13 protein-coding genes are annotated in these 12,865 nt (G+C 48.8%); 9 read left to right on the forward strand and 4 right to left on the reverse strand.

The window, feature by feature from the left end:
* Window positions 1–31 precede the first annotated feature (31 nt).
* From ispD to rpoS, 7 genes are all read left to right on the forward strand, one after another.
* Entirely contained in the window at window positions 32–739 is a 708-nt protein-coding gene (ispD, locus tag LZP69_RS02595) for a 2-C-methyl-D-erythritol 4-phosphate cytidylyltransferase (RefSeq protein ID WP_234198619.1), read from the forward strand.
* A 73-nt stretch (window positions 740–812) separates the two neighbouring features.
* On the forward strand, window positions 813–1,295 hold the full coding sequence (gene ispF / locus LZP69_RS02600) for a 2-C-methyl-D-erythritol 2,4-cyclodiphosphate synthase (protein WP_234198620.1): 483 nt from the start codon (window positions 813–815) through the stop codon (window positions 1,293–1,295).
* 9 nt (window positions 1,296–1,304) lie between these two features.
* On the forward strand, window positions 1,305–2,414 hold the full coding sequence (gene truD, locus LZP69_RS02605; RefSeq protein ID WP_234198621.1) for a tRNA pseudouridine(13) synthase TruD: 1,110 nt from the start codon (window positions 1,305–1,307) through the stop codon (window positions 2,412–2,414).
* Entirely contained in the window at window positions 2,407–3,156 is a 750-nt protein-coding gene (gene surE / locus LZP69_RS02610) for a 5'/3'-nucleotidase SurE (RefSeq protein WP_234198938.1), read from the forward strand. The genes truD and surE overlap by 8 nt, the downstream gene beginning before the upstream one ends.
* The gene (locus LZP69_RS02615; protein WP_234198622.1) at window positions 3,153–3,788 is read left to right on the forward strand and encodes a protein-L-isoaspartate(D-aspartate) O-methyltransferase; all 636 of its coding nucleotides are present in this window, start codon (window positions 3,153–3,155) and stop codon (window positions 3,786–3,788) included. Before surE ends, LZP69_RS02615 begins: the two co-directional genes overlap by 4 nt.
* A gap of 17 nt (window positions 3,789–3,805) precedes the next feature.
* Window positions 3,806–4,762, forward strand: a complete 957-nt coding sequence (locus LZP69_RS02620) for a peptidoglycan DD-metalloendopeptidase family protein (RefSeq protein ID WP_234198623.1) — start codon at window positions 3,806–3,808, stop codon at window positions 4,760–4,762.
* A gap of 81 nt (window positions 4,763–4,843) precedes the next feature.
* Window positions 4,844–5,818, forward strand: a complete 975-nt coding sequence (rpoS, locus tag LZP69_RS02625; RefSeq protein WP_234198624.1) for an RNA polymerase sigma factor RpoS — start codon at window positions 4,844–4,846, stop codon at window positions 5,816–5,818.
* 130 nt (window positions 5,819–5,948) lie between these two features.
* Here rpoS and LZP69_RS02630 read toward each other — a convergent pair whose 3' ends face one another.
* A complete protein-coding gene (locus tag LZP69_RS02630; RefSeq protein ID WP_234198625.1) occupies window positions 5,949–6,956 on the reverse strand; it encodes an isocitrate dehydrogenase in 1,008 nt (335 codons plus the stop codon).
* 277 nt (window positions 6,957–7,233) lie between these two features.
* On the opposite strand from LZP69_RS02630, the gene LZP69_RS02635 reads away from it, so the two are divergent.
* Both LZP69_RS02635 and LZP69_RS02640 read left to right on the forward strand, forming a co-directional pair.
* Window positions 7,234–10,041 (forward strand): S9 family peptidase, encoded by a 2,808-nt coding sequence (locus LZP69_RS02635; protein WP_234198626.1) that lies wholly within the window; start codon window positions 7,234–7,236, stop codon window positions 10,039–10,041.
* 242 nt (window positions 10,042–10,283) lie between these two features.
* Window positions 10,284–10,760 carry a methyltransferase family protein gene (locus tag LZP69_RS02640; protein ID WP_234198627.1) on the forward strand — a complete coding sequence of 159 codons (477 nt, stop codon included), beginning with the start codon at window positions 10,284–10,286 and terminating at the stop codon, window positions 10,758–10,760.
* A gap of 22 nt (window positions 10,761–10,782) precedes the next feature.
* Here the strand turns inward: LZP69_RS02640 and LZP69_RS02645 are convergent, their stop codons facing one another.
* From LZP69_RS02645 to xni, 3 genes are all read right to left on the reverse strand, one after another.
* The gene (locus LZP69_RS02645; protein ID WP_234198628.1) at window positions 10,783–11,262 is read right to left on the reverse strand and encodes a GNAT family N-acetyltransferase; all 480 of its coding nucleotides are present in this window, start codon (window positions 11,260–11,262) and stop codon (window positions 10,783–10,785) included.
* A 125-nt stretch (window positions 11,263–11,387) separates the two neighbouring features.
* Window positions 11,388–11,774, reverse strand: coding sequence for a DUF3192 domain-containing protein (locus LZP69_RS02650; RefSeq protein WP_234198629.1), 387 nt, complete (start codon window positions 11,772–11,774; stop codon window positions 11,388–11,390).
* Window positions 11,775–12,090: 316 nt separating this feature from the next.
* Window positions 12,091–12,858, reverse strand: a complete 768-nt coding sequence (gene xni, locus LZP69_RS02655; protein ID WP_234198630.1) for a flap endonuclease Xni — start codon at window positions 12,856–12,858, stop codon at window positions 12,091–12,093.
* Between the last annotated feature and the right edge of the window lie 7 nt (window positions 12,859–12,865).

Genomic DNA, 12,865 nt, shown 5'->3' on the forward strand with positions numbered 1-12,865 from the left:
ACCTTAGCTTCATGAGGCAAAAGTATAATTAATGACATTATCTATTGAGCATCTGGTGGCGATTGTGCCCGCAGCGGGTATTGGCAGTCGTATGGGCGCCGAGATCCCCAAGCAGTATTTGATGTTAAATGAGCAGCCAATCATAGGTCATACGCTCGACGTTCTTCTCAATCATCCACGTATCTCGCAAGTGATAGTTGCGCTACACCCGCAAGATCAGTTCTTTGCCGCGCTGCCGCAAGCCAGCCATCCCAAGTTGTTGTGTGTGCAGGGAGGCAAGGAGCGCGCCGATTCAGTGCTTGCTGGGTTAACGCAACTGCCTGACGCTGCCTGGGCATTGGTTCATGATGCGGCGCGTCCCTGTCTACATGTCAGCGATATCGATAAGCTTATCCGTGAGGCCGAAGCACAACTTCAGGCTGGCACTCCCCAGGGCGCCATCTTAGCTATGCCGGTTCGGGATACCATGAAGCGCAGTAATCGCCATGGCGATATTGAACAAACCGTCTGCCGTGAAAATCTCTGGCATGCCTTAACGCCGCAGCTGTTTTTGGCGCAGGCGCTGAGAGATAACCTGAGCCGTGCACTTGAACTTGGGATGAATATTACCGATGAAGCTTCTGCGATGGAGTATTTTGGCGGAGCGCCGCGTCTGGTGAGCGGCCGGGCCGATAATATCAAGGTGACCCACCCGGACGATCTGCGTTTAGCGGCGCAATATTTAAGTCATCAAAGTTGAACAGACAGGCGTGATGGTCCTTGCTGAGCGGAAACAAAAAATAGGCAAGATTAGGGTAAAAATAGGATAGAAGATGAAGATGCGGATCGGACACGGTTTTGATGTACATAAATTTGGCGGCGAACTGCCTTTGATCCTAGGCGGTGTCGATGTGCCCTATGAAACCGGTTTAGTGGCTCACTCGGACGGTGATGTGGTTTTGCATGCCATCAGTGATGCCATTTTAGGTGCGATGGCACTTGGGGACATAGGCAAACATTTTCCCGACACAGACCCTGAGTTTAAAGGCGCCGACAGCCGGGTTCTGCTGCGCCATTGTTACCGACTCGCCTTAGAAAAAGGCTATGAGTTAGGTAATTTGGATGTGACCATTATTGCTCAGGCACCTAAGATGCTGCCCCATATTCAGGCGATGCGCGAGTGTATTGCCGCCGATCTGACCTGCTCGGTTGATGCTGTTAACGTCAAGGCGACCACCACAGAAAAGTTAGGTTTTACCGGCCGTAAAGAGGGTATCGCTGTCGAGGCTGTCGTGCTGATGACTGCGAGCAATTAAGAGAATTTGATGAGCGAATTAACATATTTACATGGCAAGCCCTTATCCACGGCTGATCTGCGCACCGAGAACAGTGACTTTTTAGTCGATGAGATCTTACCCTTTCTGCCCACCGGCGAAGGTGAGCATCATATGCTGCATATTCGCAAAGAGGGGCTCAATACTGCAGATGTGGCGCGTATGCTCTCCAGTTTTGCCGGAGTTCATCCCAAAGAGGTGACTTTTGCCGGCCAGAAGGATAAGAACGCGATCACCACCCAGTGGTTCGGCGTGCGTATTCCGGGTAAAGAAACCCCCTTGTGGCAGTCTCTTAATAGTGAGCAGTTAACTGTGCTTAGCAGCAGTCGCCACAGCAAGAAGCTACGTACAGGCGCGCTGGCGGGCAACCGTTTTACCTTGACCTTAAGGGCCTTGTCCGATGTCGAGGACTTGGTTAAACGCATTGAATTAGTTAAGCAAACCGGTGTGCCTAACTATTTTGGTGAGCAGCGTTTTGGCCATGATGGTAAAAACCTCATTTTTGGCCGCCAGATGCTGGCCGGAAAGAAGGTAAAAGATCGCAATAAACGCAGCATGTATCTCTCTGCCGTGCGCTCTAATCTGTTTAATCAGATGGTATCGACCCGTCTGGCCGAGCAGGGTAGCCAAGCGCTTGAGGGCGACTGCGTTATGCTAAGCGGCAGTAAGAGTTACTTCGTCGCAGAGTCCTGGGACGAGACGCTGCTTGAGCGATTGGCACAAAAAGATATTCAGCTTTCAGCCCCCTTGTGGGGGCGTGGACAGGCGTTATCTCAAGGAGCGGCTTTGGCTTTTGAGGCGAGAGTGGCCCAGGATTTTTCCAGCGATTGTGAAGGCCTAGAGCAAGCTGGCCTGACCCAGGAGCGCCGTACGCTTTTCCTTGAGCCGCAAAATTTGAGTTATGAGGTCGAGGGGGATGTGGTGATATTGAAGTTTGCCTTACCCTCGGGCTGTTTTGCGACCTCCTTGCTGCGTGAATTGGCTCAATATGAAGATGTGAATGAACGCGAATATCGGCAAAGACGCGAACAGGCCCAGAACGAAAAAGGCCAGAGCGAGCAAGGCCAAAGTGAACAAAATGACAGAGGTGGCCATGCTTAAGGTATTAGTCAGTAATGATGATGGTGTCAGTGCCCCAGGGATAGCCGCGCTCTCTCAGGCATTGGCCGAACATTATAGTGTGATGACAGTGGGGCCGGATCGCAACTGCTCTGGTGCCAGTAACTCATTAACCTTGACTAACCCTTTAAGGATTAATAAGTTAGACAATGGTTACATATCAGTCAGCGGCACACCTACCGATTGTGTGCACTTAGCCATTCGTGAGCTTTACCAGGAGGAACCAGATATTGTGATCTCTGGTATCAATGCTGGCGCCAATATGGGGGACGATACCCTCTATTCGGGAACGGTTGCTGCGGCAATGGAGGGGCGTTTCTTGGGGCTGCCTGCAGTTGCTATCTCTCTGGTTGGACGGGAATTAGTGCATTATGAGACTGCTGCAGCGATTGCTTGTAAGATAGTGGTGGGTCTGATTAAACAGCCCATTAAGCGGGATCAGATCCTGAATGTGAATGTGCCGGATCTGCCGATTGAGCAGATAAAAGGGATCAAGGTCACCCGGCTTGGCGCTAGGCACAAAGCCGAGGGAATGGTGCGGACCTTAGATCCCGCCGGCAGAGAAATTTTTTGGTTAGGCCCACCGGGTAACGAGCAAGATGCTAGCGAAGGGACAGACTTTTATGCCGTCGCTAACGGCTATGTGTCAGTCACGCCACTGACGGTGGATTTGACCGCTTATGAACAACTTTCATCAATGAAACAATGGATTGAACATCTATGAGTGGTGTAGCTACCCGATCAGCATTGAATCTCGCTAATCAGCTGCGCGCGGCAGGGATCCGCAGTCAGGCCGTATTGTCGGCGGTGGCTAAGACACCTAGAGAACTGTTTCTCGATGCGGCATTAGGCCACAAGGCTTACGAGAACACCGCCTTGCCCATAGGTCAGGGACAAACGATTTCTCAGCCTTATATAGTGGCGAGGATGACAGAGCTTCTGCTGGAGTCCAGTCCAAAACGGGTATTGGAGATAGGAACCGGATCGGGCTATCAGGCGGCAATTTTGGCGCAATTGGTCGATCAGTTATGTACAGTCGAGCGGATCAAGAGTCTGCAGATCCAGGCGCGGCAACGTCTTAAGCGTCTTGATCTCCACAATGTTTCCTTTAAATATGGCGATGGTTGGCAGGGCTGGGTCAATAAGGGGCCTTTCGATGCCATTATGGTTACCGCAGCGGCCAGTAAAATCCCCGAGGCTCTACTGGAACAGCTGGCACCGGACGGTGTGTTGGTTATCCCTGTGGGGCAAGTGACTCAGCAACTGCTGCGGGTAACTCGTCATGAATCGGGTTTTGAAACTGAAACCATAGAGATGGTGAGGTTTGTGCCCTTGGTTAATGGTGCGCTGGCTTAAGGGCGCCGTTTAATCTTATGTTTTATTTAAGTGAACGAGCCGCAGACAGTAAAAAATTGAATAAAACATCTTTATCTTTCAGGCTATTAGCTTATTTTTTCTCATTTTGTTTCCCCTTATTGTTAACTGCCTGCAGTTTTCAGGCTCACTCACCTGCGCCGGTTGTTAGCCTTAATGCGCCAGTAAAGAATAGCTATCATAGAGGTGGTCTAACCTCCGATCAGTATAAAGTTAAGCCTGGTGATACTTTGTACTCAATTTCCTGGGCCGCTAATAAAGATTTCGTTGATATTGCTAGGAATAATGGCTTAAAAAAGCCCTACACCATCTATCCAGGTCAGGTGTTAAAACTTAATTTATCGCCTGCTGTTACAAATAAGAAGAAAGGCGTTTCTGGCTCAAATCGTCAATCTAAAGTCGTATTATCTACTAACAAAGTCAATAATAAACAATCTGTTAATACTAAAAACACTGAAACAGCACAAAATTCTGTGGTCAAAAAAAAATCACTTGATCCGCAGAAAAAACCTGCGTACTCTGATACAACTAGTCAACAAAATATTAACGGAGTTATCCACAAACCTAAGTCGACCTTACCGAAAAAGGTTTATCGTTGGATGTGGCCCGTTAAAGGGAAGTTGATTAGCCGCTTCTCTGCTAAAGAGCAGGGTAATAAGGGAATTAGAATAGCGGGATCCCGAGGTGAACGAATACAAGCAGCGGCAGATGGCCGGGTGGTCTATGCCGGTAGTGCACTTCGAGGATACGGCAATCTGGTGATTATTAAGCACAGTGATGATTATCTCAGTGCCTATGCCCATACAGATAAGATCCTAGTTAAGGAAAAACAATTTGTAACTGCTGGGCAAGCCGTTGCCACGATGGGAAATACAGGGACAGATAGGGTGATGCTCCATTTTGAGATCCGCTATCACGGACAATCTGTTGACCCACTTAAATATTTACCTAAATAATAAATTTTTAGGTGCCGTTTTGGCAATTGGAGGATTGAAAAGTGTAGTGATACTTGTGAGTATTGTTTGGGAGAGATTATTATGGGTCGTACAAAATCTACCGCAGTAGCGGAGCCCCTAGTTGATTTGTCAAAAGATGAGTCAGATAGTTCAGTAATCGATAGCAAGGAGCTAACTAAGGACGCTGAGTTAGAGCAGCAAGTCCAGGATGATTTACAAAAGAATCTCGATGCCACTCAGTTATATTTGAGTGAAATCGGATTTTCCCCTCTATTAAGTGCAGAAGAAGAGGTTTATTTTTCGCGTAAGTCCCTAAAAGGCTGTGAAAAATCTCGTAATCGTATGATTGAGAGTAACCTCAGACTCGTGGTCAAAATCGCACGTCGTTACAACAATCGTGGTTTAGCATTACTCGATCTGATTGAAGAAGGTAATCTGGGTTTGATCCGCGCCGTGGAGAAGTTTGACCCCGAGCGTGGCTTCCGTTTTTCAACCTATGCGACCTGGTGGATCAGACAGACGATCGAGCGGGCGATAATGAACCAGACACGCACCATACGCTTACCTATTCATGTGGTGAAAGAGCTTAATGTTTATCTACGCACCGCAAGAGAATTAGCCCATAAGTTGGATCACGAGCCGACAGCAGAAGAGATAGCTGAGCAGTTAGATCTGCCAAGTGGTGACGTGAGCCGTATGCTCAAACTTAATGAGCGTATTACTTCGGTGGATACTCCACTGGGCGGCGATAACGACAAAGCTCTGTTAGATGTTTTAGCCGATGATGACAGCGTAGGACCCGATCATAAGGTTCAGGATGAAGATATGTCCAAGTCGGTTGTGCGCTGGTTAGGCGAGCTTAACAGCAAGCAGCGTGAGGTGCTGGCACGACGCTTTGGTCTGTTAGGATATGAGCCCTCGACCCTAGAAAATGTGGGTAAAGAGATAGGCTTAACCCGTGAACGTGTACGTCAGATCCAGGTTGAGGCATTAAAACGCCTAAAAGATCTTTTAGGCGCACAAGGCTTATCTGTTGAAGCGATTTTCAGAATGTAAGCCATGTTGTTTAAAGTGACGTAAACAATAGTGACTTAAGTAATAATGACGTAAGTAAATGCGATATAAAAAATCGGCCCCAACTCAGTTGAGGCCGATTTTTTTAGTATAGATGCACCATTGCATGAACTTACAAACGTTCTATCACTGCTTGAGTGAAATCGGTCGTGCCGTGAGTACCACCAAGATCTCGCGTAGTGCGGTCGCCTTCGGCGATCACAGCCGAAACGGCCGCACGGATCTTCTCGGCTTTTTCTGCCATGCCTAAGTATTCCAACATCTGAATAGAAGCCAGGATCACTGAGGTGGGGTTAGCCAGGTTTTTACCTGCGATATCGGGCGCACTGCCGTGAACCGCTTCGAAAATAGCCGCATTCTTGCCTATGTTGGCACCGGGTGCCATACCGAGTCCGCCTACCAGGCCAGCACAAAGATCCGACAAAATATCGCCAAACAGGTTAGTGGTGACAATCACATCGAAGTTTTCTGGGTTCATCACCAGCTTCATACAGGTAGCATCGACAATCATCTCTTCTGTGATGATATCTGGATAGCGCAGGCTGACTTCGCGAGCCACTTTCAGGAACAAGCCTGAAGTTGACTTCATTATGTTGGCCTTGTGCACTATGGTGACTTTTTTACGGCCTTCTTTACGGGCAAGCTCGTAAGCGAAGGTTACAATCTGCTCTGCGCCTTGGCGAGTGATGATACTAGTGGCTTCGGCTGTCGAGCCATCTTCAGAGATGGTTTGGCCTAAACCCGAATACATACCCTCAGTGTTTTCACGTACGGTAATGATATCGATATTGTCGTATCTTGCCTGGGTGCCCTTGAATGACAGCACTGGGCGCACGTTGGCATAGAGGGCGAATTTTTTACGTAAAGAGACGTTAATCGAGGTAAAGCCTTCGCCCACAGGTGTGGTTAATGGCCCTTTTAGCGTGATGCTGTTTTTTTCGATAAGATCTAAGGTGCGCTGTGGCAGGAGTTCGCCATGTTTTTCCAATGCGGCAAGACCTGCATCGGCAAACTCATATTGAAAATCGCATCCGGCTTTATCGAGAATCTTAATGGCGGCATCAATAATACTGGGGCCAATCCCGTCGCCTGGGATTACGGTAATTGTTCTTTTTGACATGGAGAGTCCTTCCACGGTTGGTCGTTACTGCATTGTCTGACCATGTCGAAAGACACGGTGTTATGACTATGAAATTAATAAATCAAGACCCGCGCATTTTACCCGCTTTCAAGGTGATTTCACAGGATAGAGTGAGCAAAATCACACTTTTTTACACAGGTAAACTTGCATTAATGGGGGCTAAACAGGATGATTGAGGTCTAACTGTTAAAAAAGTCTACTTTAGTCTAACCCCTGTTATAACAAACTGGATATTAATAATTACATGAGGAAGACCTTGAAGTTATCAACTCGCACCTCCCTTGCACTGATCTGTGCCAGTCTGTTTTCGGTTTCCGCATTTGCGGCAGATGTCACCCCCGAAGCCGTAATGAAATTTGAATCACTGAAAAAGCCGGTAATTGCCGCGAAAGGTAATGCCTTTGCCGTCGAGGTCACTCCCGACAGAGGCGACAGCCATGGCTTAGTGAAGCGTCTCGATGGCAAGCAATCGTTTGAGGTTGCCGGTGGTTCTAAACCCATTATTAGTCAGGATGGCCGTTTTGCAGCCTTTGTGATTGAACCAGCTCTATTGGCACAAGAGAGCGCAACGGCTAAAGAGCGCAAACAGCTTAAATCGGGTTTAGCGCTGCTCGACACCCAAAGCGGTGAAGAGACCCGCTATGAAAAGGTTAAGCAGTTCGCTTTTAACGACAGCGGCAGTCATCTGGCTATCTGGTATGAAGCCGATGAGGCCGACAAGGCGAAAGAGGATAAGGCTGATAACAGCAAGGGCGATGAAAAATCGGCTGCGAAGGATGAGGTAAAAGTTGATGATTTCGATAAGGGTCGCACTCTGGAGCTGGTGGCATTAAGCAGTGGTAAAAGCATCAAGCTTGAACATATTACGGCATATCATTTCGACAAGGTGGGCCGCTATGCCGCGCTGGTGCAAAACGACATTAACCAGCACCTGCACCGTGTCATCTTAGTTGACCTGAAAACCACTAAAGAGCAGGTGGTACAAGGTTATGTTGATCAGCAGCTGGGCGCCGTTGCGGTTAGCGATGATGGTAAATATGTTGCCTACACCTATGGCGACAGCAAGGTTGAGCCCTATGGCCGAGCTTATCAGCTAGCCCTGTTTGATATTAAGTCTGACAAGGTACAGCTGGCGCCTCAGTCTCAGGACTGGAGCGTCAATCGTTACAGTGAGCTTAATTTCTCCGACGATAGTCAGCGTCTCTTCTTCGGCCGGGTGCCTCAGGTCAGCCAGCAGCTGGAAGTGCCAAAGGTGAGCAGCGATGCAGACCTGTTCGATGCCGATATTATTACCGGTCAGCGTGGCCTGCGGGTATGGCACGGTGACGATCCACGCATTAAACCCAATGAGATAAAAGGCTATGATAAGGCGTTAAAGCGCACTTATCTGGCCGTGTTGCATCTTGGCAGTAACCATCTGGTGCAGCTGGGTGATAAAGCGGTGCCGGATGTTGAAGTTCAGCAGCAGAAGCGTTTCGTGCTGGCCAGCAGTGATGTGCCTTATCTGAAGATGATCACCTGGGCCGGTTTCTATCGTGATTACTATATTATCGATCTCAATACGGGTCGCCGGGCACAGTTTTTAACCCAGCAACCTTCTGGGGAAACGCCTAGCCTGTCGCCTAACGAGCGCTTTGTGGCTTACTATCAGCGCGGCGATTTCTACCTGTATCAAATTGGTCAGGACAATCGGGTCAAGCTGACGAAAGACTTCAAGACGCCTTTTGCCGATGAGGATCATGATTATCCCTCTATCGCTCCCAGTTATGGTTTAGGCCCCTGGCTTGAGGATAGCTCGGCATTTTTAGCCTACGACAAATATGATATCTGGCAGTTTGATGCTCAGTCCCATGCTGCCTTTAGGATCACAGCATCGCAGGGGCGTAAGCAGCAGATCCAGTACCGTATCGCAGCTTTAGTTAATAAAGAGAATGAGCCAGATACGCTAAAACGGGATCAGACATTGCTGCTCCATGGTTATAACGAACGCACTAAAGCCGACGGTTTCTATCAGGCAAGGGTCGGGGTGTCAGGTGTGACACAGCTTATGCAGGGCGAGTACAAACTGACCCCGCTTGATCGAGCAGAAAACAGCGATACTTTCCTATTTAGCAAGCAGCGTTACGATCTCTTCCCCGATCTCTACAGCGCTAAAGTGAATGCGCCTCAGGATGCGCAGCGACAAACTGATCTCGACAGTCAGAGAAGGGCGCTGGACTGGGGGCAAGCCGAATTAGTGCACTGGACCAGTGGCGATGGTCAGCCGCTTGATGGGGTGTTGATTAAACCCAGTAATTATCAGGAAGGGCAGCGTTATCCTGTGCTGGTCTATTTCTATCGCTTTATGAGTGATCGCCTGCATGCCTTCCCGCAGATGCAGCTTAACCACAGACCTAACTTTGCTTGGTACGCCGATAATGGCTATGCCATCTTCCTGCCCGATATTCGTTTCGAGGTGGGGTATCCTGGCGCAACGTCAGTGCAGGCCCTCAATTCAGGCGTGCAGCACCTTATCGATATGGGGATTGCCGATAGGGATAGAGTGGGGATTCAGGGGCACTCCTGGGGGGGCTACCAGACAGCGTTTGCCGTGACTCAGACCCATATCTTTAAGGCGGCAGTGACAGGCGCGCCTGTGTCTAACATGACCAGTGCCTATAGCGGCATTCGTCATGGCACCGGTCTTGCGCGTCAGTTCCAGTATGAAACCGGTCAGAGCCGTATCGGTGAAAGTCTGTTTAAGGCGCCGCAAAAATATATCGAAAACTCTCCTGTGTTCTATGTGGAGCGTATTAAGACGCCCATGATGATCATGTTTGGTGATAAAGATGATGCCGTGCCCTGGGAGCAGGGGGTTGAGCTCTATCTAGCGATGCGTCGTGCGGGCAAGGATGTGGTGTTCCTGCAGTATGAAGATGAGCCTCATCACCTGAAAAAATATCCCAATAAGGTGGATTACAGCCTGCGTATGATGCAGTACTTCGATCACTATCTGAAAGGCAAGCCGGCCCCTGAGTGGTTAACTCAGGGGGAGGCTTATACTGAATACAAGAAGGCGGAATAACTGTCTATTCAGATTGGTAAGTTTTTGAGATGTAATTATCAGTCTTGATTTAAAGCTTAAGAGTCGGGCCATTTGCTGTGCAATGGCCCGACTTTTTTATGCCTGTAAGCCTGTGCTATGTTACTCATAAAAATGGGTTACTCATAAAAATAGGTTACTTAGCAAAATGAGTTATTCAGATAAATGGCTTATTTTGAACCATGATGGCAAAGGGCGTTTAGGCCAGCTTATGGAGCGAAAAGATGGAGCGAAAAAGTGAAGTTAGCAGAGGGGCCAATGTGCGCGTGCCGCCTCCCGTTCTGTTTCTCTTGTGTATGCTGCTGGGCTACGGTTTAGAAAACTGGCTGCCATCGCCATTCATTATACCCGATGGGATAAGGTATATTGCGCTGGCCTTGATGCTGCTTGGCACGGCTATGTTGGTGCATCTCTTGCTGCTTTTTCGTCGTTACAACACCTCGGTGGAACCCTGGAAGCCAAGCTCGCATCTGATCAAGGTGAGTTATTACCGTTATTCGCGCAATCCTATCTATTTGCTTTTCTGCCTCTATCCTATAGGCCTTGGTTGTATGTTTTCATCCTCATGGCTGATCTTGAGCGTGATCCCTGCCATTACCCTGGTTTATCTATTTGCGGTTAAGCGGGAGGAGCGTTATTTGAGCCAGCAGTTTCCCCTTGAATATTCACAATATTGCCGCCAGGTGAGGCGCTGGTTCTGAATCTGACTTTTATCTCAGGCTTCTATTTCAATTGCTTATGCATTGGAATGCAGTCCAGGCTTATGCCTGTTGGAGAGTGGTAGGTAGAGAGTGAGTTGCCGATAAAACCACAGCGGCGATAGAAGGGCGCGGCATTGAGGGTGGAGTCGAGACTCAGCTGATTTATGCCGTTATCAAGCGCTAGCCGCTCCAAATGCTGGAGCATAGATCTTGCTACGCCCTGGCCGAAAAAATCCGGGTCAACAAAAATAGCATCGATTACACCTGTCTCCAGGCTGAGTTTACCACTGGCGATCACTTTGCTGTTCAGTCGGTCTGTCAGCTGGGCGACATAGAAGTTATCGGCCACATCTTTGGCAAATTCAGGCGAATAGTCACCCTGAGTCCATAAGGCTAACTGCTTGTCACTGTAGAAGCCTGAACACTTATCAAGAATGGCGCGACGTCTAATGGTAAAAACTGCCGTTACGTCGGCCCGCACTGCCTTTCTGATTGAAACCATAAACCCCTCGGTAGCTAGACGATATTGCTATTTCATCTCATCTGTGAGGCTGAGTAATTTATCAGGAGTGGCGTTACTAGGCTACGGGGTTATGCTGCTGACAATGAAGATTCTTAAGCCATCTGTTAGCCATCGATACCGCTATCAAGGTATTGCTGGTAAGTGTCTTCTCCCCAGGCGATCAGTTTATTCTCTTTAAACAGCAGTGGCGTGCATTCATCGCGGGTGGTTTCGCCATCGGCTTTGCTGTGGCGAGTGCGATAGAAGAGGACTAACAAACTCTGATTTTGGGTGTTTTTGGCTTCGGAAAAGTCAGGTTTCCCCATCAGGCTTCTCACCTGTTGAAGGGGCATACCTAAGGTGATTTCGGTCAGTTTTTCATTGTTATAAGCCTGCCTGTCTTCCCAGTCCATCTCATCGGGTGTCGGTTCATAGGTAAGTACCACGACAGCGACAAAGGCCACATAGGCCGCAAAGAGGGAGCCAATAATGACGGGAACTTTAGATTTCATCTGTTCAATAATCCTTTAATCTTTTTTGAGTCCAGTTGTGCTGATTAATCTATGGGGCAAGGCTAGCCCGACTAAGCTGGCGATAAGTTTACTCCTATCGGCGGGCATTTGTAACCGTTTGGTTACAGATAAGGCAAGCAGTCAAGGTCCTTTAAGCTACTGGCGGTTCTTTACCCTATAGCTGGCGAGGTGGGTGTCCAGCGGCACAGGTTTATCTGCAGCTAGCTTATCAGTTATGGCTGCTGGCGGTTCTTTACCCTATAGCTGGCGAGGTGGGTGTCCAGCGGCACAGGTTTATCTGCAGCTAGCTTATCAGTTATGGCTGCTGGCGGTTCTTTACCCTATAGCTGGCGAGGTGAGTGTCCAGCGGCATGTCTGTCTGCAGCTGCACCAGTTTATAACTCAGCCTGGCCATCTGGCGCCCCTCTTCGAGTTTTTTCGCCTGACGTGCGCCGATCTTATCTAATGAGTTATAGATATTGGCCAGGGTGCGGAAGGTTTTAAGTAGCTCGACGGCAGATTTGGGGCCTATCCCTGGCACGCCAGGCACCTTATTGCCAGTATCGCCAGCCAGAGCCAAATAATCGATAAATTGGCTGCGATCCACGCCCAGTTTTCGCTCCTGTTCGGCCAGAGTCAGAGCCTGTTGATTAAAATAGTCCCAGAGGTGGATATTGGGGTGTTGTAACTGAGTAAACCCCTTGTCGGTAGAGACGATTATAGCTTTGTGATTTTGCGCCATCTTAGTGGCTAGGGTCGCTATCACATCATCGGCTTCCGAGTCTGCGTTAATGGAGTTAATGCCTAAGCTCATCAAGTGGTTTTTCAGCTCGCTTAGGTGTTTGGCAAGCGCTTCTGGCATAGGTTTACGCCCCTTTTTATACTCCTCATAGAGGCGTTTACGCCAGGAGATTGCATCACCATCCCAGACCAGAGTCACGTGGGTAGGCTGATGCAAATTGATTAGCTTTAAACAGGCATTGCCTACCCGCTGCGCTAACCCAGTGACGTCATCTTCATTGGGCTGAGCGGCGTGTAGACGGCGAACCAGATTGAGTCCATCAATGATTAGCAGGGTGTTCATCTGATAA

The organism is Shewanella sp. AS1, from assembly GCF_021412565.1.
Taxonomy (GTDB): Bacteria; Pseudomonadota; Gammaproteobacteria; order Enterobacterales; family Shewanellaceae; genus Shewanella.